Origin of the sequence: Blastococcus litoris, from assembly GCF_003075095.1 — a bacterium.
Lineage (GTDB): Bacteria > Actinomycetota > Actinomycetes > Mycobacteriales > Geodermatophilaceae > Blastococcus_B > Blastococcus_B litoris.
Genome location: NZ_QCZF01000004.1, coordinates 204015 through 224608, shown reverse-complemented (window position 1 = coordinate 224608; position 20594 = coordinate 204015). Strand labels below are relative to the sequence as shown.

Here is a 20594-nt window from a genome sequence, read left to right as displayed (position 1 = left end):
TGCGGCCCCACCCCGTGCGTTCTCGCCCCCGATCCTCCCAGCCCGGGCAACTAGACGTGCGCGGGCTCCAGGTCGGAGGGGTTCACCTCTCCCAACGTCCCGTCCCCCACCTCGTAGTCCCGCCCCTCGAGGAACTCCGACAGCCCGTCCGACGTCGACGGCGCCTCCTCCTCCGACGGCGGAACCGGCTCGTCGGACGCGGCGGCCGCCGCGCGGGCCGGCCGACGGAACTCGGCGGTGCCGCGGGCGAGGTTGGGCCCCACGGCCTCCGCCTTGATCTGCGGCCGGCTGCGGCGCCCCTCCTCGGAGTCCCACGAGTGCGTGCGGATGGTGCCCACGACGACGACGGGGTCGCCCTTGCTGACGCTGTGCGAGACGTTGCCGCCCAGCTCGCCCCAGCACTCGACGTCCACGAAGAAGGAGGAGCCGTCGACCCAGGTCTGCGAACCGGTGTCGAAGCGGCGCTCGGTGGAGGCCAGCCGGAAGTTGGTGACGCTGCCGTTCTGGGTGCGGTTGCGGGACGGTGAGTTGACGACGTTGCCGGTGAACGTGACCTTGTTGCTCACGGTGCTCCTCGGGTCTGCTGCGCCTGCGGCGCGACCGGCGACCTGCCGGTGTGCCGACGACCCTGGCTCCACGGCGCCCCGGACGGCGGCCCCGCACGTCATCTGTGGACGGCCGCGATCCCTGTGGACGCTCACCCGCCGGCGTGAGCGCGCCGTCGACCACCGCGTCCCGGACACCCGGCGATGCGATGATCGGCGACCGAGCGCCCGTAGCTCAGCGGATAGAGCAGGTGCCTTCTAAGCACTTGGTCGCAGGTTCGATCCCTGCCGGGCGCGCCTCGACCGTCACCCGACGATCCCGTCGTCGTTATCCGTGATAGCGCGTCGCAGGTTCATGCATCGCGCGCCTCTGGCCGGGGTAGACGCCCCCAGCCAGGTCACGGGGGACCAACGAGCCAACGGTGGATCGTCTGGAGTGACAGTGGGTCAGTCGAGTTCCTCGAGTCAGTTCGAGCCGCCCAGCACCGGCGGAGCGCATTCCCTCGATCCGCGCCGGAGACGGCGGGTGCCGGGGCACAAGCGGTGGTTCGTGGTGGCCGGCGTGCTCGCCGCGTTCACCGCGATGGTCGCGCCGCCCGCGCAGTCGCAGGACCTCCAGGCGGTCGGCCACGCCGACGACTTCGCCGTCCCGCGCACGCTCGCCGCCCGGTGGGCGATCCCGGCGCTGTCCGAGGGGGCACCTCGCGGGGCCACCACGCTGACCGCTGTCCCGGCGCGAGCCGCCGGGCCGCAGGCGCCCGCGCCCGAGGCGGTCGTCACCGGTCTCGCGGCCAACGGCATCCCCAACGTCGCCCTCAACGCCTATCGCGTCGCCGCCGCCCGCATGGCGACGGTGAAGGGCGAGTGCGGCATCGACTGGTCGCTGCTGGCCGGCATCGGCCGGGTCGAGTCCAACCACGGGCGCTACGGCGGCGCGGTCCTCGGGCCCGACGGCTCGGCCACGCCGAAGATCCTCGGCCCGGCGCTGGACGGCGGTCAGTTCGCCTACATCGGCGACAGCGACAACGGCATGTGGGACAACGACACCAGCTACGACCGCGCCATGGGACCGATGCAGTTCATCCCGACCACGTGGCGCTCCTACGCCATCGACGCCGACGAGAACGGCGTCACCGACCCCTTCAACATCAACGACGCCGCCCTCGCCGCGGCCAACTACCTCTGCGTGGCCGGGGGCAACCTCCGGACCGACGGCGGCCAGCGGAAGGCCGTGCTCGCGTACAACCACTCCGACGAGTACGCCGACGAGGTCCTGGCGCTCGCCCGCGCCTACGCCACCGGCATGCCGGTCGCCGACCTGCCGATCGTCGGCAACACCAGCGGTGCCGTGCCCCCGCCGTCCGCCTTCTACGGGGCGCCCGCGGCGCCGGGACCGGCCATCGGCCTCCGCGACACCACGTCGTCGCCGCCGGGGCAGACGGTCGCCTACTCCCCCGCACCGGGTTCCGGTGGCGCACCCGCGGCCGGCCAGCCGGCGGAATCCGGAGGTGGGCAGCCGGCCCAGCCCGCCGACAGCGGTGGTGGGGCCGGAGCGGCGCCGCCTCCGCAGGGCGGCACGCCGGCGGGCTCGGGCAGCCAGCCCCCGCCCGCGACGTCGGGTGGCCAGCCGGCGGCGCCCGCACCGGCACCGGCTCCCGCGCCGCTGCCCGTCCCGGTCCCGGTCCCGGTGCCGGCTCCCCCGCCGCCGCCTCCGCCGAGCAACCCGTTGCCCCCGCCGCCACCCGAGCTCGTCCCGGGGGTCACCTGCACCCTGCTGAGCCCGCTCGGCGCGCCGCTACTCCCGAACCTGCCCGTCTGCCCGTGACCGTGCCGACGGCGGCTTCAGCACGGCGAACGGGTCGGTGACCTCCAGCCCGTCCGACGCGAAGCGGTAGAGGGCGGCCGGCCGCCCCCCGGCACGTCCGGGGGGCGCCAGCTCGCCGGTCGACTCCAGCACGCCCCGGCGCAGGAGCACGCGCTGGAGGTTGGTCGCCGTCACCTCGTAGCCGAGGGCGGCGACGTAGATGTCGCGGAGCTCGGCGATCGTGAACGCCGGCGGCGCCAGCGCGAAGCCGACGTTGGTGTACGACAGCTTCGCCCGCAGCCGCGCGAGCGCGGACTCGACGATCGAGCCGTGGTCGAAGGCCGTCGCGGGGAGCGCGTCGGTGGGGTGCCACCCGGTGTCGTCGGGCAGCGCCGGGTCGAGGTCCGACGGGACGAGTCCCAGGTAGGCGGTCGCGACGGTCCGCCCCCGCGGGTCGCGAGCCGGGTCGCTCCGGGTCTCGAGCTGCTCGAGGTGGGCCAGGTGGGTGACCTCGACCTTGCTCGCCAGCTGGCGCGCCACCGAGGCGCCGAGCGTCTCGCCGGCCAGCAGCGGTCCGCCCGGTAGCGCCCAGGCTCCGGCGAACGGGTCGTTCGCCCGCTCCCACAACATCACGTGCAGCCGCGCCGATCGGACCTGCAGCACGGCTGCGAGCGCGTGGTGCGGATAGGCGGGACGGTCCGGCGAGGACCACACGGAGGGCACGGCGGGAATGCTATGGTCCGTCCCGCAGGTTTTCGACTGTGAGTACGAAACCCCACTCCTCGGGAGGTCCCCGTGACCGCAACGCTGCCCGTCCCCGCCGCCACCGCCTGGACGGACGACCAGTGGGACGACTGGCGCGACGAGGTCCGCCGCCTCGCCCGCGAGCGGGACGCCGTCGTCCTGGCGCACAACTACCAGGCCCCGGAGATCCAGGACGTCGCCGACCACGTCGGTGACTCGCTCGCGCTCTCCCGCATCGCGGCGGCCAGCGACGCGTCCACGATCGTCTTCGCCGGCGTCCACTTCATGGCCGAGACGGCGAAGATCCTCAGCCCCGGGAAGACCGTGCTGGTGCCCGACGCGGCCGCCGGCTGCTCGCTCGCCGACACCATCACCGCCGACCAGCTGCGGGCGTGGAAGGCCGAGCACCCCGGCGCGGTCGTCGTCTCCTACGTCAACACCTCCGCCGAGGTGAAGGCCGAGACCGACATCTGCTGCACGTCGTCCAACGCCGTCGAAGTGGTCGAGTCGATCCCGGCCGATCGCGAGGTGCTGTTCCTCCCCGACCAGTTCCTGGGCGCGCACGTCCAGCGCGTGACCGGGCGGCAGAACATGCGGATCTGGATGGGCGAGTGCCACGTGCACGCCGGCATCTCCCCCACCGACCTGCGCGCGAGCGTCGAGGCCGCCCCGGACGCCGAGCTGCTGGTGCACCCCGAGTGCGGCTGCGCGACGAGCGCGCTCTGGATGGTCTCGGACGGTCAGCTCCCGGACGAGCGGGTCCACATCCTCTCCACCGGGGGGATGCTCGACGAGGCCCGCCGGACGACGGCGAAGCGCGTGCTGGTCGCCACCGAGATCGGCATGCTGCACCAGCTGCGCCAGGCGAACCCGGTCACCGACTTCCAGCCGGTCAACTCCCGCGCCGCCTGCCCCTACATGAAGATGTCGACGCCCGAGAAGCTGCTGCGCGCGCTGCGCGAGGGGCGCGACGAGGTGACCGTCGACCCGGCCGTCGCCGCCCGCGCCCGCGCCGCCGTGGAGGCGATGGTCGCCATCGGCACGCCGTCGCCGGTCGGTGAGTGACGTGAGTGCCGGTCTCGGCCGGGTGGTCCCGGCGCTTCCGCTGCCCACCGCCGGCTGGAGCCGGGCGACCGACGTCGTCGTCGTGGGCACCGGCGCGGCGGGGCTCATGGCCGCGGTCGCGCTGGCCGACGCCGGCCGCGCGGTCACCGTGGTCACGAAGGGAGCGCTCGGCGACGGCAGCACCGCGTGGGCCCAGGGCGGCCTGGCGGCAGTGCTCGGAGCGGACGACGACGCCGAGCTGCACGTGCGCGACACCCTCGTGGCCGGCGCCGGGCTGTGCGACGAGGAGGCCGTGCGCACCCTCGTCGAGGAGGCCCCGCTGGCCGTCGCGCTCCTGCGGGAGCTCGGCGCCCGGCTCGACCTGGACCGGTACGGCCGCCCGGCCCTGACCCGGGAGGGCGGGCACAGCCGCGACCGGATCGTGCACGCCGGGGGCGACGCCAGCGGCGCGGAGGTCACCCGCACCCTCGGCGACGCGCTGCGCGCGCGGGGAGTCGAGGTGCTGGAGCGCACGGTAGCGCTCGACGCGCTGCTCACCCGCGACGGCCGGATCGCCGGGCTGCGGGTGGCGCGCATCGAGAACGGCGCGCTGGTCGACGCCGGTGACCTGCGCTCCCCCGCCGTCGTCCTGGCGACCGGTGGGTTCGGGCAGCTCTACGCCGCCAGCTCCAACCCGGCCGGCGCGACCGGCGACGGTCTGGCCCTCGCCCTGCGGGCCGGCGCCGAGGTCGCCGACGTCGAGATGGTGCAGTTCCACCCCACGGTGCTGTGGACCGGACCGGCCGCCCGAGGCCAGCAGGTGCTCGTCTCGGAGGCGGTGCGCGGCGAGGGCGCCGTGCTCGTCGACGCCGGCGGCCGCCGGATCATGCTCGGCGCGCACCCGTTGGCCGACCTCGCGCCCCGCGACGTCGTCTCGGCCACGATCGCCGCGCACCTGCGCGCCACCGGGGCGGACTGCGTCTTCCTCGACGCGACCCACCTCGGTGCCGACGCCGTCGCCCACCGCTTCCCGGGCATCACCGCCGCCTGCGCGGCCGCCGGGTTCGACCTGGGCCGGGAGCCGGTGCCCGTCGCGCCGGCCGCCCACTACACCTGCGGCGGGGTCGTGGCCGACCTCGACGGGCGCACCACCGTGCCCGGCCTGTTCGCCGTGGGCGAGGTCGCGTGCACCGGCGTCCAGGGCGCGAACCGGCTGGCGTCGAACTCCATCACCGAGGGGCTCGTCGCCGCCCGCCGGTGCGCCGCGCTGCTGGCGGCCGAATTGCCCGGGGGCGGGGAGCCCGCGCCCGCGACCGGCGCGCCCGCGGCGATCGACCCGTCCGTGCGCACCGGCATCGCGGCGGCGGCCACCCGGAACGCCGGGGTCGTCCGCGACGCCGCGGGGCTCGCCGAGCTGGCCGGCCTGCTGTGCGCGGCGCCCCGCGTGGGTGCGGACGCCGTCCTGGACGTCACCGCCGTCGAGACGACGGCCCTGCACACCGTGGCCACGCTGCTGGCCGCCGCCGCGGGTGCCAGGACCGAGAGCCGCGGCTGCCACCGGCGGCTCGACGCCCCGGAGACCCGTCCCGAGTGGCAGGTGCGGCTGGTCCACCGGATCGACCGCACCGGCCTCGTGCACACCCGGACCCAGCCCGTCCGGCCGCTGACCCCCGCCGCGCAGGTGGTCGCATGACCGGCGAAGGCGTGCTGCGCCCCGCGCTCGCGGCAGCGCTCGAGGACGCCGGGCTGGACCCTGCCGAGGTCGTGCGGGTGATCCGGCGGGCGCTCGAGGAGGACCTCGCGTTCGGCCCCGACGTGACCACGAACTCGACGGTGCCGGAGGGCGCCCGGGCCACGGGGGACGTCGTGCCCCGGGTCCCCGGTGTGCTCGCCGGCCTGCCCGTGGCGGCGGCCGTGTTCGACCTCGTGGGCGGGCCGCGGGTCGACGTCTCGCTGCACGCCGCCGACGGTGACGCCGCGCAGCCGGGCCGCACGGCGCTGACCGTCAGCGGGCCGGCGCGCTGCCTGCTCACCGCCGAGCGGACCGCGCTGAACCTGGTCGGCCACCTCTCCGGCGTCGCCTCCCTGACGCGGCAGTGGGTCGATGCGGTCGCCGGCACCGGTGCCGCCGTCCGGGACACGCGCAAGACGACGCCGGGGCTCCGGGCGCTGGAGAAGTACGCCGTCCGCTGCGGCGGCGGGGTCAACCACCGGATGGCCCTGGGCGACGCCGCGCTGGTCAAGGACAACCACGTCGCCGCCGCGGGCGGGATCACGGCGGCCGTCGAGGCCGTCCGGGCGTCGGCTCGCGGAGTCCCGCTCGAGGTGGAGTGCGACACCCTCGACCAGGTGCGCGAGGCGGTGGCCGCGGGCGTCGAGCTCGTCCTGCTCGACAACTTCTCGCTCGCCGACACCCGGACGGCGGTGGACCTCGTCCGCGGGTCGGGTGTCCGGCTGGAGGCCAGCGGCGGGCTGTCGCTCGACCGAGCCGCCGAGGTCGCGGCGACCGGCGTCGACTACCTGGCGGTGGGTGCGCTGACCCACAGCGCACCGGTGCTGGACCTCGGGTTCGACCTGCGCGGATGAGCCGCCCGATCGGGTGATCGGGCCGCGTTCCCACCCGGTCGCGTTCCGCGACGACGCACCGGCAGGCGGCTCGCCCGTGTCCCCCACGAGTGGTGGTTCACCCGCCTCCCGGACGGCGGCTCCCGGCGGGTCTTCCTAGCGTCCGCGGTGCGTGGTCCAGTGCCGGACCACCCCGCACACCTGGAGGTAACGCCGAGTGAAGACCCGTCTCCGGTTCGCCGCGATCGCCGTCGCAGCAGCCGTGCCGCTGTCCCTGTCGACCGGTGTGGCCAGCGCGTACGACACCCCGTCCTACCCGCCGCCGCCGTACGAGCAGACCGGCGGCGAGGGCTGCACTCCCGGTTACTGGAAGAACCACACCGACAGCTGGGAGCGCTACGCCCCCAGCAGCTCCGTGCGGTCGGTCTTCAGCGCGGCGACCGGCGACCTCGGCTCGGCGACGCTGCTCCAGGCGCTGTCCTCCAAGGGCGGCAACGGCGTCGACGGGGCGAGCCGGATCCTGCTCCGCGCGGCCACGGCGGCCGTGCTGAACGCGGCGGACGACGACGTCGACTACGCGTTCACCAGCAGCCGGATCATCGCCGACGTGAACGCCGCCCTCCGGACCGGCGACCGCTCGGTCATCCTGGCGCTGGCGACCACGCTGGACGACGCGAACAACGCGGGCTGCACCCTGAACTGAGGCACCCGCACGAGAAAGGCCCCCGCGCGGTCACGCGGGGGCCTTCCTCGTCTCCCGGGGCTGCCGTTCGTGCGCCGCGGCCGGGATCGGGCGGTCAGCGCTGGGACGGGTGACGCCAGCCGATCGCCGGGGCGACGTGCCGGACCACGTTCTCCAGCAGCCGGGCGTTGTAGTCGACGCCGAGCATGTTGGGCACCGTGATCAGCAGGGTGTCGGCCTCCCGGACGGCGGCGTCCTTCGCCAGCTCCTCGGCCAGCGCGTCCGGCTCGCCCACATAGCTCTTCCCGAACCGCGCCCGGACCCCCTCGAGGATGCCGACCTGGTCCTCGCTCGACCGCTCGCTGCCGAAGTAGGCGCGGTCCTCGTCGCTGACGATCGGCAGCACGCTGCGGCTGACCGACACGCGCGGTTCGCGCTCCCAGCCGGCCTCGGCCCACGCCGTCCGGTACCGGGCGATCTGCTCGGCCTGCAGCTCGTCGAAGGGCACGCCGGTGTCCTCGACCAGCAGGGTGGAGCTCATCAGGTTCATCCCCTGCTGCGCGGTCCACTCCCCCGTCGCCCGGGTCCCCGAGCCCCACCAGATGCGGTCGCGGAGCCCCGGCGCGTGCGGCTGGATCGCCAGCCGGCCTCGCGTGCCCCCGGTCATCCGCGGGTCGGCCTCCACGACGGTCTGCCCCTCGAGCGCGGCGAGGAACAGCCCCGTCTTGTCCCGGGCCAGGTCCGCGTCGGTGCTGCCCTCCGGCGGCACGTAGCCGAAAGCCTCCGAGCCGCGCAGCGCCGTCTCCGGCGACCCCCGGCTGACGCCGAGCTGCAGCCGGCCGTCGGACAGCAGGTCCGTCGCCGCCGCCTCCTCGGCCATGTACAGCGGGTTCTCGTACCGCATGTCGACGACGCCGGTGCCGATCTCGATCCGGCTGGTGCGGGCCGCCATGGCCGCGAGCAGCGGGAACGGCGAGGCCAGCTGACGGGCGAAGTGGTGCACCCGCACGAATGCGCCGTCGACGCCGAGCTCCTCCGCCGCGACGGCCAGCTCGACGCTCTGCACCAGGGCGTCCCGGCCGGTCCGCACCTGCGATCCGGGGATGGGCTGCCAGTGCCCGAAGGACAGGAACCCGATCTTCTTCTCCACGGTCGGTCCAGCACCGGAGCGCTCCCTGCTGTTCCCCGGGCCCCTGTTCGCGAGAAGGCAGTTGTGGTCGTCGACACGCGCCGACGCGCCGAGGTCGGCGACCACGACTGAGCTCTCGGCCGCTCACCCCCGCGGAGGGATCTCCTGCACGGCCCAGCCGTTGCCGTCGGGGTCGGTGAAGTACAGGAACGCGCCCCAGGGCTGCCGGTCGATCTCCCCGACGTCCAGCCCGCGGGAGACCAGCTCGTCCCGGGCAGCCTCGATGTCCGGCACCACCAGCTGGAGACCCTGCGCGGATCCCGGCGGGGTGCTCAGCAACCCGGTGCCCAGCGCGATCGAGCAGGCGGAACCGCGCGGCGTCAGCTGGACGAAGCGCAGCTCGTCGCTCACCCGGTGGTCGTGGTCGAGGACGAACCCCGCCTTCTCCACGTAGAACGCGATCGCCCGGTCGACGTCCGTCACCGGGACCGCCACCAGCTCCAGCTTCCAGTCCACGGGGCCTCCTCTCGGTCGGACCGACCCCTCGGGCCGGTTGGGACGACCCTCCCGCGCCATGCGGTCACTTCCCGGCCGCGATCAGCGGATCAGTCGTGATGTGACGGGCCGGTCCGCGGCCGTTGGCAGAAGACGCCCGCGGAACCGTCCTAACTAACGCACCGTGACGGCACGAACACGACTCTCCGTGACCAGGTTCCGTCACTTCACGCCGACGATGGGTGACCCTGTGCAGGTGAGCCTTCCCGCCTCAGAGGTGCCCCGGACGCCCGCCGGTCCCGCCGGCGCGGGCGGGCAGCGCATGCGGGCCATCGACACCCTGCTCGCCGATCGCGGCCAGCTGTTCCAGGCGCTGTTCCTGTCCGCACCGATCCCCAAGGCGCTGGTGCAGCTCGACGGCCACATCCTGGTCGCCAACCCGATGCTGTGCGCGCTCAGCGGGCGGACGGCGGACGAGCTGTCCGGCCGGCACGTCGACCTCTTCGCGCACCCGGACGACCCGCCGGTCGCCGACCTCGGCCTGGTGGCCGCGCCCGGCGAGCCCGCCTCCCTCGACCCGAACCTGCTGCTCGACGGCGAGCGCCGGCTGCGCCGCTCCGACGGCACCGAGCTGTGGGTCGTCCAGTCGCACGAGATCGTCCGCCGCAACGACGGCGAGGCGCAGTTCGTCGTCCTCTCCCTGGTCGACGTCACCGACCGCCGTCGCGCCGAGGAGGACCTGGTCCGCCGTGCCTTCACCGACCCGCTGACCGGGCTGCCCAACCGGCGGGCGCTGACCGACCGCCTGCGGCACGCCGTCGCGCTGTCCCGCCGCCGGGGCCTGCAGGTCGGCCTCGTCCACCTCAACATCGACCGCTTCAAGGCCGTCAACGACTCCCTGGGTCACGAGGCCGGCGACCTGCTCCTGAGCCAGGTGGCCGACCGGCTGCGCTGGAGCACCCGGGTCGAGGACACCGCCGTCCGCCTGGGCGCCGACGAGTTCCTGGTCGTGGCCGAGGACGTGGAGGACCTCGACGGCCTGCGCGCGCTCGCCGACCGCCTCCTCGCGGTGCTGGACGAGCCCTTCGTCGTCCAGGACCGCGAGATCAACCTGTCGGCCAGCGTCGGCCTGACCCTCGGGTCGGACACCACCCCCGACGACCTGCTGCGCCAGGCGCAGAGCGCGCTCACCCGGGCCAAGGCCGACGGCAGCCGGGCGCGCATCGAGGTGCACGAGGGCGCCCTGACCCGCGGCGACGTCGACGCCCTGCAGCTGGAGACCGACCTGCGGCACGCCCTGGACAACGAGGAGCTGCGGCTCTTCTACCAGCCGATCGTGCACCTGGGCGACGAGACGCTGCTCGGCTACGAGGCGCTGGTCCGCTGGGAGCACCCGACCCGCGGCCTGCTCCCCCCGGCGGCGTTCCTCGACGCCGCGGAGAACAACCGGCTGACCTCGAAGCTGGGCGCCTGGGTGCTCCGCCGAGCGTGCAACGACGCCGCGACCTGGCCCGAGGAGCTGCGCGTCCACGTCAACGTCTCCGCCCGGCACCTGGCCGAGGAGGGGTTCAGCGAGCTCGTCGCCGCGGCGCTGGCCGAGTCGGGGCTGGCCCCGCACCGGCTGGAGCTGGAGATCACCGAGTCGACGGCGCTGTTCGCCGCCGAGGCCACGCTCCACTCGGTCGCCGTCGTCACCGACCAGGGCGTCACCCTCGCGCTGGACGACTTCGGCACCGGCTACTCCGCCATCACCGCGCTGCACCGGCTGCCGATCCACACGGTGAAGATCGACAGGTCCTTCGTCGCCGACGTGGTCACCGAGCCGTCGACCGCCGCGCTCGTCCAGGGCCTGCTGCAGCTCGGCCGCGGCATGGGGCTGCAGGTCATCGCCGAGGGCATCGAGGACCTCGACCAGGCCGACTGGCTGCTGCGGCACGGCTGCGCGATGGCGCAGGGCTACGCCTTCGGCCGTCCCGCCCCGCTGCCCAACCCCGCCGAGGTGTTCATCGGCGAGATGACCGACGCACCGGCCGAGGACGTCGCCGGCGAGCTGCTGCCCGAGGACCGCGAGACCCCGCCGCTCCCGCAGCAGCGCAGCGAGCCGACCCTGCGGACCACCGACCTCGACGACACCGGGGCCTTCGCCACCGGCGCCCTCCTCGACGACTCCGCGGAGCCCGACGAGCACTGACGCCGTCCCGGGCGACGATCATCGGCTGCGGGTCCGCGACACGGCAGAACCTGCCGCGCGGACCTGCGCGGAGGCGATGATCAACCGGGGAAGGGGCACTAGGCCCGCGGCAGGCTCAGCGGCACCGGGCGCTTCGGCGCCCGGCCGTCGCCCGACGAGCGCCCGCGCAGCCGACGGCCGATCCACGGCGCGACGAAGCCGCGCACCCAGGCTGCCTCCTCGGCCACCGCGGTCCGGAACGGCCGCGGGTCCGCCGGCGGAAGAGGCGTGCGCCAGTCGCCGTCCTCCTCCGGCAGGCCCAGGGCCGCCGCGGCGGCCAGGGCGATCCGCCGGTGCCCCTCGGCGGTGAGGTGGATGCGGTCGGTGTCCCACAGCCGCCAGTCGAGGATCCAGTCGGCGCCCCACTGGTCGAGGACGACGGCGTCGTGGCGTGCCGCGATCGACCAGACGTGCGCGTTGAAGACCGCCACCTTGCCGCGGACGCGCTTGAGGATCGGCGTCAGCCGGGTGTCGACGCCGGTCGCCAGCAGCACGTCGGCACCGGCGGCCCGCAGACGGCGGACGGCATCCTCGAGGGTCGCGGCCAGGAGGTCGGGGTCGGCACCGGGACGCATGAGGTCGTTGCCGCCCGCCACCAGGCTGACCAGGTCCGGCTCCGCCTCGAGTGCCACGGGCACCTGCTCCTCGACCACCTGCCGGAGCAACCGGCCCCGGATGGCGAGGTTGGCGTACTCGACGTCGGCGTCGGGCGTGGCGGCGGCGAGGTGGGCGGCGAGCCGGTCGGCCCAGCCGCGGTACTCCCCCGGTCGCCCGGGATCGGGGTCGCTCAGACCTTCGGTGAAGGAGTCGCCGAGCGCGATGTAGCGCCGCCAGGGAGAGTGCACGGCTCCACTCCAGCACGACGGGGCGCCCGCGCGCCGTCGGGTCCGGCGTGATCACCGTCATGCGGAGGAAACCGCAGGTGGGCGAGGATGTGCCGCATGCGCACCGACGTCGCCGCGACGCTCACCATGTCCTCTCCGGAGCCGGCGACCGCGCTGCTGCAGATCGCCGTGGCGGCGCCGGTCGCCGAGCAGCTGACCGTGGTCTCCGGCGGGGTCGCGATCGAGCCCGAGGAGATCGAGGTCGACGGCGCGCGCGTGCACCGGCTGCAGCTGCAGGAGGGCGGCACGACGGTCACGTACTCGGCGTCGGCCGAGCTGGGCGGCCCGCCGCGGAAGGTCACGCCGGCGGAGTGGGCCGAGGCGGTGCGCCCCAGCCGGTACTGCCCGTCCGACCAGCTGGAGGGGTTCGCGACCGCCGAGTTCGACCCGCACCTCCCGGCGGCCGAGCTCGTCCCCGCGGTGGCGGCCTGGGTCCACCGCCGGCTGGTCTACACGTCCGGCTCCAGCCGGCCGGTCGACACCGCCGTCGACACGCTCCTCGCCGGCCAGGGTGTCTGCCGGGACTACGCGCACCTGACCATCACGCTGCTGCGCGCGCTGGAGATCCCGGCCAGGCTCGTGGCGGTCTACGCGCCGGGGCTCTCGCCGATGGACTTCCACGCCGTCGTCGAGGCCGACGTGGACGGGGTCTGGTCGGTGGTCGACCCCACCCGGCTGGCGCCCACGAGCTCGCTGGTGCGGATCTGCTCGGGGCGGGACGCCGCCGACACGGCCTTCCTCTCGCTGTTCGGGCGGATCGCGCGCTTCGAGACGATGACGGTCACCGCGACGACGGACGGACCGCTCCCGGCTCCGGACGACGCCCCGTTCCCCCTGCCCTGACGTCGTCCCCCAGTGCGCGCACGCTGCTCCAGGCGATCGAGGGGCGCGGCAGCGAGCGCTTCTCCAGGTAGCCCTTCGCCGTCCGGCGCAGCCGGCCGAGCTCGCGCAGCATCCCGACCGGGCTCGCATCGCCGGCGCCGACGATCCGCTCGGGCCGGAAGGTCCAGACGTCGGCCGGGATCAGCTCACCGGTGACGACGACGCTGCGCAGCGACCACAGCTGCTCGTCGTGCCCGTGCGCGAGCAGGCTCGCCGGTCCCTCGCGCAGCTGCTCGTCCGGCGGGACGTCGAGCCGCAGCCGGCCGGCCGCCCCGGGCCCGGTCACGTGCACCCGCCGCAGGCTCGGCATCCCGTCGTCGGTGCGGGTCGCGAGGACGGCGCTGGGGTAGCCCGCGAGCTGCGCGAGCGCCCGGCCGGCGAGACCGTCCGGGGAGCCCGCCGCCGGGGGCCGGCCCGCGGGGAGCGGCGGCCGGGTGGTCCACGACGTCGGGGTGACCGTGATGTGCAGCCGCATGTAGTACCAGTCGAAGAACCGGCGGGTGAGCGCGTTGCGGGAGTAGAGGGCGTTGAACGGCTGCCGCTCGTGCAGCCGCCGCCAGTACTCGACGTCGCCGGACACGTCCGTGACGATCTCGTCCGGGCAGCCGGCCCGGCCCTGCACCAGGACCTGCGGCGCGCCCACGAGCCCGCTGGCGGTGGGTTCGCTGAACAGCATCGCGACGCGGTCGTCCCGGCGGATGTTGTAGGCCTTCTGCGGCAGCGCGATCGACGTGGTGACGAGGAACGTGCCGTCGTCGCGGAGGAGCGCCGCCGTCGGCCAGGCGATCGGGACGCCGGACCTCGTGAGGGTCGCGAACTCGCAGGTCCGGTAGCGGTCGACGACCTCGAGGACCTGGGGGTCCGTCGGCTGGCTCATGCCGGGAGAGGGTGGCAGCCGCCCGTCAGCCGCGGTAGGCCTCCAGCAACCGCAGGAAGATCTCGCTGACCGTCGGGTAGGCGGGGACGGCGTGCCAGAGCCGGCCGATCGGCACCTCGCCGACGACGGCGATGGTCGCGGCCATGACGAGCTCGGCGACGGCGGGACCGACGAAGGTCACCCCGATCAGCACCTCCCGGTCGGTGTCGACGACGGCGACCGCCGTGCCCTCGTAGTCGTCGGCGAACAGCCGCGAACCGGCGACGGCGAGCGGGATCTGCACCACCCTGTGGGCGATGCCCGCCTCCTCCGCCTCCGCCGCGGTCCGGCCCACGCTCGCGACCTGCGGGATGGTGAAGACGACCGAGGGCGTGGCGTGCACGTCGGCGGTGGCCACGTGCGGCGACCAGTCGGAGGTGTCGGCGTCCTGCCCGTTCGCGCGCGCGACGATCGCCGCGCCGGCCTGCCGGGCCTGGTACTTGCCCATGTGGGTCAGCTGCCGCCGCCCGTTCACGTCACCGACGCCGTAGAGCCACGGGAGGCCGCGCACCTGCAGCGTGTCGTCGACGTCGAGGTAGGCGCCGGGCTCCAGGCCCACGGCGTCGAGCCCCAGGTCGCGGGTGCGGGCCGCCCGGCCGACCGCCACCAGCACCTCGTCGCCGCGGACCTCCCCGCCGGTGCAGCTGAGCACCACCTCGCCGTCCTCCCGACGGGCGGCCATGACGTCGGTCTCCAGCCGGACGTCGACGCCCCGGTCCCGCAGCGACTTCTCGACCGCCTCGCCGGCCACCGGCTCGGCGTTGGGCAGCAGCCGGTGGTCGCGCTGGATGAGCGTCACCTGCGCGCCCAGGGCCTGCCACGCCGTCGCCATCTCGCACCCGACGTAGCCGCCGCCGAGGATGAGCAGTCGGCCCGGCGCCTCCTTCGCGCTCGTCGCCTCGCGGGGCGACCACGCACCGACGTCGGCCAGCCCCTCGATCGGCGGCATCGCCGACACCGATCCCGTGCAGACGGCGACGGCGTGCCGCGCGGTCAGCCGCGTCTCGGTGCCGTCGGCCCCGGTGACGACCACCGTGCGCTCGCCGGTGAGCCGGCCCGTGCCCCGGACCAGGTCGATGCCGGCGCCCTCGACCCACTGCACCTGGCCGGAGTCGTCCCAGTGCGCGGTGAAGCCGTCCCGGCGGGCGAGGGTCGCGGCGACGTCCTGCTCTCCGGTCACCGCCTGCTTCGCGCCGTCCACCGCACGCGCCTCGGCGAGCACCTCGGTGCCGCGCAGCAGCGCCTTGCTGGGCATGCAGGCCCAGTAGGAGCACTCCCCGCCGACCAGCTCGTTCTCGACCAGGACGGCGGTCAGCCCGCCCCGGACGGCGATGTCGGCGACGTTCTCCCCCGTCGATCCGGCTCCGAGGACGACGACGTCATAGGTCTTCTCCGCTGCGCTCACCTCGGCATCCTCCCCGGTGTGGTCGACTGGCCGCCATGCCGGTCGACCGCTCGGACTTCGCCGCCGCCCTGGGGCAGTACGCCGCAGGGGTCTGCTTGCTGACCGTGCGCGACGGCATCGACGACGTCGGGACGACGGTCACCTCGGTGATGAGCGTGTCGGCCGACCCGGCGCTGGTCGCCGTGGGCCTGACGGCGTCGGGCTACCCCGCCGAGGTGCTCGAGGAGGTCGGCTCGTGCGGGCTGACCGTGCTGGCCGCCCAGCACGCGATCGTGGCCTCCCGGTTCTCGTCGGCCGGCCGCCCGAGCGCCCGCCACCTGCTGGAGTCGGTGCCGTGGTCCCGCGCCCCCGGCAGCGGGGCGATCGTGCTCGACGACGGCCTCACCACGCTCGACTGCCGCCTGCAGCAGCTGGTGGGGGCCGGCGACCACGTCGTGGCGCTGCTCGCCGTGGACGCCGTGGTCGCGCTGAACCCGCTGGGGCGGCCCCTGCTGCGCCTGCGGGGCCGGTACGTCGACGAGTCCGGGAATCCCGCCGCGCGCGCCTGACCTGCGCGGACGTCGCCCCCTCCAGCAGCTTCCCAGCGCCGGGGGACGCGTCCCCAGCGAACTCCCACCAGGCCTCCAGCGGTGGCGGGCACGGTTCTCCCTGTCGGAACAAGCCGACACGACACCAAGGAGAACCGCCATGAACAGCACCGTGATCGCCGACATCGCCGCCGCCGGCGAGGAGCTCGAGGTCGAGACCCTCACCGAGGTCGTGGGTGGCCGCCGCGCCAACCAGGGCACCTCGAGCCAGGTCATCGACATCGCCGGGGGCTGGTGCGGCACCGACGCCGACTTCTGATCACCCCCGGGGCGAGGGGGCGCGACCCTTCCCGGCCGCGCCCCCTCCCCGCAGCCTTCCCCCCGACCGACCGTCCCGAGACCGGAGGACCCCGTGCCCGCCCAGCCCCACGTCCTGGTCCTCACCGCCCCCGGCGACCAGCACGCCCGCCGCGTCTGCACGATGCTGACCGACCGGGGCGTGCGGGTCACCGTCTTCGACCCGGCCGACCTGCCCGTGCGGGCCCGTCTCAGCGCCGGCTGCGACGCGCAGGGCCGGTTCGCGCACGTCCTGCACCGTGGCGAGGAGCGGGTGGAGCTCGCCGACGTCACCGCCGTGTGGGTGCGCAAGCCCGGGGCCGTGGGGTCCGACCCCGCCCTGACCGGCCCCGTCGCAGCGCTCGCCACCGCGGAGCTCGCCCGGCTGGCCGACGACGTGTGGGCCGGCATCGACCGCCCCACGCTCCCGGCGACCCGGGACACGATCCGCCTCGCCGGCCAGAAGCTGGGCCAGCTCCGGCTGGCCGGGATGCTCGGCTTCGAGCTGCCGCCCACGCTGGTGACCACGGATCCCGACGCCCTGCTCGACTTCTGGGACGAGCACCAGGGAGCGGTGATCAGCAAGCCCCTGGAGCGCCCCTGGCTCCGGGAGGACGACGGCGGCGCCCTGACCCGCAAGGCCGAACCGGTCACCGTCCACGACGTGACCGCCGCCGCCTCGGCCGTCCTGTGCCCCGTCATCGTGCAGGCCTACGTGCCCAAGCACGTCGAGCTGCGGGTGACCGTGGTCGGCGGGCAGGTCTTCGCCGCGGAGATCCACAGCCAGCAGTCCAACCACACCCGCCTGGACTGGCGGTGCTACGACGGCGCGACCACGCGGCACGCCGTCCACGACCTGCCCGGACCGGTGCGGGACCGGTGCCTGCGCCTGGTGTCCGAGCTGGGGCTGCGCTACGGCGCGATCGACCTGGTGCTCACGCCCGACCGCCGCTACGTCTTCCTCGAGATCAACCCCAACGGGCAGTGGCTGTGGATCGAAGACGCCACCGGCCTGCCCATCTCCGCGGCGATCGCCGACGAGCTGCAACGACTGGCCGCGCCGGCACCCGCCCACGACCTCCCGCCGATCGGAGCCCTGCGATGACGCTCCCGCCCCTGCCCGAGGCCGGCATGCTCGACGCCGCGCTGGCCGCGCTCCTGCGGCTGGACGCCGCGGGCCCCGACCGCGCCGACGAGACCGGCGAGCTGCGCGCGCTGCGGGCCGCCCACCCCGGCCGGCGCGTGCGCCTCCTCCACCAGCGCGAGTCCCTCGATGGGTCGGTGGCCCGGGCCCTGCTGCTCACCGGCGCCGACGGCGGTGCGGTCTCCCTCTCCTGGACGCCTCCCTCCACCGTCCCGTGGGTCATGCGCGGCGCGCAGCGCGTCGAGGAGTCGGTGCTCCTGACCGTCGACGGCGTGCCCCTGAGCGTCGAGGACGGCGTCGCGCTGCTGGACGTCCTGTGGCAGGAGACGGCCCTGCTCGACCGGCTCGTCAACGCCTGCCTCGTCCGGCGGGTGCTGGCCGAGGACCCCGTCGAGCTCGGCCCGGCCGACCTGCAGGCGGCCGTCGACGCGTTCCGGCGCGCCCGCGGGCTGCTCACCGCCGAGGACACCGTCCGCTGGCTCGGCGACCGCGGCCTGACCGCCCAGGGCCTCGAGGACATGGCCCGGTGGGAGGCCGAGCTGGCCGGCCTGCGCGACCGGGTCACGGCCCCCGGCGTCGACGCCTGGCTCGCCGAGCACCCCCGTGCGGGCGGCCGGGTGCGCCGGACCGAGGTGACGGTGGCCCACCCCGCGCTCGCCCAGCGGCTGGCCGCCGCCGCCCGGAGCGGCTCGCTGGTGGCTGCCGCGGCCGCCGAGCTGGCTGCCGGGACGGCGCTGACGGTCACGACCGGCGAGGTGGCCGCTGCCGACCTGCCCGGCGCGCCGGGCGCGCTCGCCCCCGGTCTCGTCTGGTGCGCCCCCGCGCCGGACGGGGCGGTGGTCGTCGAGGTCACGGAGGTGCTCGAGGCGTCGCCGGCGGCGGCGCGGCGGGAGGCGCGGGACGCGCTGTTCGCCGCCTGGCTCGCCGACCGGCGCCGGAGCGCGTCCGTCCGCTGGGGCTGGGGCGACACCGCGTCCACCGACGCGGCCACCGGCACGGCGGCCGTCGCATGACCGTGTCCACGGCGGGCACGGGTCAGGAGACCCGCACGGCGGCGGACGCTGGCGTCCCGCGGGCCGCCGGCCCGCGACGTGGCCGGCGCGTCCCGTTCGTCCCGCAGCAGGGCACCGCCGACTGCGGCGCCGCCTGCCTGGCCATGGTGCTCGGGCACGCGGGGGTCCGGGTGGGTGCGGCCGAGGTCGCCGCGGTTCTCGACGTGGGTCGCGACGGGCTGTCGGCCGCTGCGCTCCTCGACGCGGGCCGGGCGCTCGGGTTCACGGCCCGCGGCTTCCGCATCGACCCGGCGACGCTGGTCGAGCTGCTGTCCCCGGCGCGGACGGCTCCCGCCCCGCTCGTCGTCCACTGGGCGGGGTCCCACTTCGTCGTCGTCACGGGCACCACCCGGCGCGGGGTGGTCGTGCACGACCCGGCGCGCGGACGTCGCGTCCTCCCCGCCGAGGAGTTCGCGGCCGGCGCCACCGGGGTCGTCCTGACCTTCACCGCACCGTCCGACCGGCCCGTGACGCCGATCCCGGCCCAGCAGACCGCGTGGCGCCGGCCGCTGGCCGCGCAGGCGCTGCGCGCGGGCCGGCTCCCGCTGGCCGGCGCCGTCGTCGCCTCGCTGCTGCTGCAGGGCATCGGCGCCGCCGTCCCGCTGTTCTCCGCCCTGCTCGTGGACCGGGTCGTCCCCGACGGCGACACGGGCCTGCTGGCCGTGCTCGGCTGGCTGCTCGCGGCGGTGACCTGCGCGTGGACGGCGGTCGCGCTGCTCCGGGCCAGGGTCCTGGTCGCCCTGCGCCGCCGGATCGACGCGTCGCTCACCCCCGACGTCGTCACCCGCCTGTTCGCGCTGCCGTACTCCTGGTTCACCCGGCGCGGGACCGCGGACGTGGTGTCCCGGGTCAACGGCCTGTCCAGCCTCCGCGAGCTGGTCAGCGGTCAGGTGGTCGCGGCGGTGATCGACGCCCCGATGGCCGCGGTGTACCTGGTCGCGGTCCTGTGGGCCGACCTCCGGCTCGGCGCGGCGCTGCTCGTGCTGGCCGCGCTGCAGGCCGCCGTCGTGCTGGTGCCGCGCCGCCGGATCCGCGACCTCGCCGAGCGGGAGCTCGCCACCTCGGCCGCCGCGGAGGGGCTGCTCCTGGAGGCGGTCTCGGGGATGGAGACGGTGAAGGCCGGCGGCAGCGAGCCCGCGCTGGTGGGCGCGTGGCGGCGGCACTTCGACGTCGCGCTGGCCGACTCCGCGAGCAGCGCGGCGCTCCAGACCTCGGTCGACGCCGCCCTGGGGGCGCTGCGGCTGGTCGGCCCGGGCGTGCTGATGTGGGTCGGTGTGCACGCGACGGTGACCGGCGACCTGTCCCTGGGGTCGGCCCTGGCCCTGTCGACCCTGGCGGTCACCGCCCTCGTCCCGATCGGCTCGCTCCTCGGCAGCGCCGCGCGGCTGCAGGCCGGAGCGGCCCACCTCCGCCGGCTCGGGGACGTCCTCGCGGCCCAGCCGGAGCAGGACGACCCGGAGCTGCCCGAGGCGCCGCCGCTCAGCGGCGGGCTCACCGTCCGGGGTGTCGGCTTCCGCTACGACCAGCGCTCCCCGTGGGTGGTCCGCGACGTCGACGTCGACGTCCCCGCGGGCAGCACGGTGGCACTCGTCGGCCCCTCGGGCTCGGGCAAGTCCACCCTCGCCCGCGTCCTGCTGGGTCTGCACGAGCCGACCGAGGGCGAGGTGCTCTTCGACGGTGTCCGTGCCCGGGAGGTGGCCCTGCCCGGCCTGCGGCGCCAACTCGGGGTCGTCAGCCAGGACTGCGTGCTGTTCACCGGGACGATCGCCGACAACATCGCCCTGGGACGGCCGAATGCGAGCCGGGCCGACGTCGAGGCTGCCGCCCGGCTGGCGGCCCTGCACGACGAGGTGGCGGCGATGCCGATGGGCTACGACACGGTCCTCCGCGAGGGGACGGGTCTCTCCGGCGGCCAGCGCCAGCGGGTCGCGCTGGCACGGGCGCTGCTGGGGCGGCCGCGCGTGCTCCTGCTCGACGAGGCCACGAGCGCCCTGGACACCGCCACCGAGGCCGTGGTGGCCGCCAACATCGCCGGGCTCCGGCAGACCCGGATCGTGATCGCCCACCGGCTGAGCACCGTCCGCGGCGCCGACCGGATCCTGGTGCTCGACGGCGGCCGCGTCGTCGAGCAGGGGACGCACCCGGAACTGCTGGCGCTGGGCGGCAGGTACGCCGCACTCGTGGCGCACCAGGACGGCTGACCGCCTCGG

Annotated in this window: 19 protein-coding genes and 1 tRNA gene; 13 read left to right on the top strand and 7 right to left on the bottom strand. The window is 75.4% G+C overall.

Going from position 1 to position 20594, the window contains the following annotated elements; translation table 11 throughout:
* Positions 1-50 precede the first annotated feature (50 nt).
* Positions 51-566 (bottom strand): single-stranded DNA-binding protein, encoded by a 516-nt coding sequence (locus DCS98_RS10715; RefSeq protein ID WP_241037561.1) that lies wholly within the window; start codon positions 564-566, stop codon positions 51-53.
* 203 nt (positions 567-769) lie between these two features.
* Here DCS98_RS10715 and DCS98_RS10710 point away from each other — a divergent pair.
* Together DCS98_RS10710 and DCS98_RS10705 are read left to right on the top strand one after the other, a co-directional pair.
* Positions 770-842 (top strand) — tRNA-Arg (locus DCS98_RS10710).
* A gap of 229 nt (positions 843-1071) precedes the next feature.
* Positions 1072-2370 (top strand): lytic transglycosylase domain-containing protein, encoded by a 1299-nt coding sequence (locus DCS98_RS10705; RefSeq protein WP_164704505.1) that lies wholly within the window; start codon positions 1072-1074, stop codon positions 2368-2370.
* Here the strand turns inward: DCS98_RS10705 and DCS98_RS10700 are convergent.
* Positions 2341-3072 carry an NUDIX hydrolase gene (locus tag DCS98_RS10700; protein ID WP_116451343.1) on the bottom strand — a complete coding sequence of 244 codons (732 nt, stop codon included), beginning with the start codon at positions 3070-3072 and terminating at the stop codon, positions 2341-2343. The two genes, DCS98_RS10705 and DCS98_RS10700, sit on opposite strands and share 30 nt — an antisense overlap.
* A 72-nt stretch (positions 3073-3144) precedes the next feature.
* On the opposite strand from DCS98_RS10700, the gene nadA reads away from it, so the two are divergent.
* From nadA to DCS98_RS10680, 4 genes are all read left to right on the top strand, one after another.
* Positions 3145-4158, top strand: coding sequence for a quinolinate synthase NadA (gene nadA, locus DCS98_RS10695; protein ID WP_206340191.1), 1014 nt, complete (start codon positions 3145-3147; stop codon positions 4156-4158).
* A 1-nt stretch (position 4159) separates the two neighbouring features.
* Positions 4160-5830 (top strand): L-aspartate oxidase, encoded by a 1671-nt coding sequence (locus tag DCS98_RS10690; protein ID WP_241037559.1) that lies wholly within the window; start codon positions 4160-4162, stop codon positions 5828-5830.
* A complete protein-coding gene (nadC, locus tag DCS98_RS10685) occupies positions 5827-6723 on the top strand; it encodes a carboxylating nicotinate-nucleotide diphosphorylase (protein ID WP_116451341.1) in 897 nt (298 codons plus the stop codon). Before DCS98_RS10690 ends, nadC begins: the two co-directional genes overlap by 4 nt.
* Positions 6724-6919: 196 nt before the next feature.
* Positions 6920-7405, top strand: a complete 486-nt coding sequence (locus tag DCS98_RS10680; protein ID WP_116451340.1) for a hypothetical protein — start codon at positions 6920-6922, stop codon at positions 7403-7405.
* A gap of 94 nt (positions 7406-7499) precedes the next feature.
* On the opposite strand, the gene DCS98_RS10675 is transcribed toward DCS98_RS10680, so the two are convergent.
* On the bottom strand, positions 7500-8534 hold the full coding sequence (locus DCS98_RS10675) for an LLM class flavin-dependent oxidoreductase (protein ID WP_116451543.1): 1035 nt from the start codon (positions 8532-8534) through the stop codon (positions 7500-7502).
* Positions 8535-8657: 123 nt separating this feature from the next.
* On the bottom strand, positions 8658-9029 hold the full coding sequence (locus DCS98_RS10670; protein WP_116451339.1) for a VOC family protein: 372 nt from the start codon (positions 9027-9029) through the stop codon (positions 8658-8660).
* 235 nt (positions 9030-9264) lie between these two features.
* On the opposite strand from DCS98_RS10670, the gene DCS98_RS10665 reads away from it, so the two are divergent.
* Positions 9265-11199 carry a putative bifunctional diguanylate cyclase/phosphodiesterase gene (locus DCS98_RS10665; protein WP_241037557.1) on the top strand — a complete coding sequence of 645 codons (1935 nt, stop codon included), beginning with the start codon at positions 9265-9267 and terminating at the stop codon, positions 11197-11199.
* Between the two features lie 98 nt (positions 11200-11297).
* On the opposite strand, the gene DCS98_RS10660 is transcribed toward DCS98_RS10665, so the two are convergent.
* A complete protein-coding gene (locus DCS98_RS10660; protein WP_116451338.1) occupies positions 11298-12083 on the bottom strand; it encodes an SGNH/GDSL hydrolase family protein in 786 nt (261 codons plus the stop codon).
* Positions 12084-12179: 96 nt separating this feature from the next.
* On the opposite strand from DCS98_RS10660, the gene DCS98_RS10655 reads away from it, so the two are divergent.
* Complete coding sequence (locus DCS98_RS10655; protein WP_206340190.1) at positions 12180-12965, top strand: transglutaminase-like domain-containing protein; 786 nt, start codon at positions 12180-12182, stop codon at positions 12963-12965.
* Here DCS98_RS10655 and DCS98_RS10650 read toward each other — a convergent pair.
* Positions 12904-13881: a pyridoxamine 5'-phosphate oxidase family protein gene (locus DCS98_RS10650; protein ID WP_116451336.1), complete on the bottom strand. Its 978-nt coding sequence runs from the start codon at positions 13879-13881 to the stop codon at positions 12904-12906. The two genes, DCS98_RS10655 and DCS98_RS10650, sit on opposite strands and share 62 nt — an antisense overlap.
* A 25-nt stretch (positions 13882-13906) precedes the next feature.
* A complete protein-coding gene (locus DCS98_RS10645; RefSeq protein WP_116451335.1) occupies positions 13907-15325 on the bottom strand; it encodes a dihydrolipoyl dehydrogenase family protein in 1419 nt (472 codons plus the stop codon).
* 35 nt (positions 15326-15360) lie between these two features.
* Here DCS98_RS10645 and DCS98_RS10640 point away from each other — a divergent pair, with 35 nt between their 5' ends.
* The 5 genes from DCS98_RS10640 to DCS98_RS10620 all read left to right on the top strand — a co-directional run bounded on the left by DCS98_RS10640 (position 15361) and on the right by DCS98_RS10620 (position 20585).
* Positions 15361-15873 carry a flavin reductase family protein gene (locus DCS98_RS10640; protein WP_116451334.1) on the top strand — a complete coding sequence of 171 codons (513 nt, stop codon included), beginning with the start codon at positions 15361-15363 and terminating at the stop codon, positions 15871-15873.
* Between the two features lie 139 nt (positions 15874-16012).
* On the top strand, positions 16013-16171 hold the full coding sequence (locus DCS98_RS10635; RefSeq protein ID WP_116451333.1) for a putative ATP-grasp target RiPP: 159 nt from the start codon (positions 16013-16015) through the stop codon (positions 16169-16171).
* 93 nt (positions 16172-16264) lie between these two features.
* Positions 16265-17293 carry an MvdC/MvdD family ATP grasp protein gene (locus DCS98_RS10630; RefSeq protein WP_206340189.1) on the top strand — a complete coding sequence of 343 codons (1029 nt, stop codon included), beginning with the start codon at positions 16265-16267 and terminating at the stop codon, positions 17291-17293.
* Positions 17290-18345, top strand: a complete 1056-nt coding sequence (locus tag DCS98_RS10625) for a TIGR04500 family putative peptide maturation system protein (protein ID WP_116451332.1) — start codon at positions 17290-17292, stop codon at positions 18343-18345. The genes DCS98_RS10630 and DCS98_RS10625 overlap by 4 nt, the downstream gene beginning before the upstream one ends.
* The gene (locus tag DCS98_RS10620) at positions 18342-20585 is read left to right on the top strand and encodes a peptidase domain-containing ABC transporter (protein WP_116451331.1); all 2244 of its coding nucleotides are present in this window, start codon (positions 18342-18344) and stop codon (positions 20583-20585) included. The genes DCS98_RS10625 and DCS98_RS10620 overlap by 4 nt, the downstream gene beginning before the upstream one ends.
* The last annotated feature ends 9 nt before the right edge of the window (positions 20586-20594 follow it).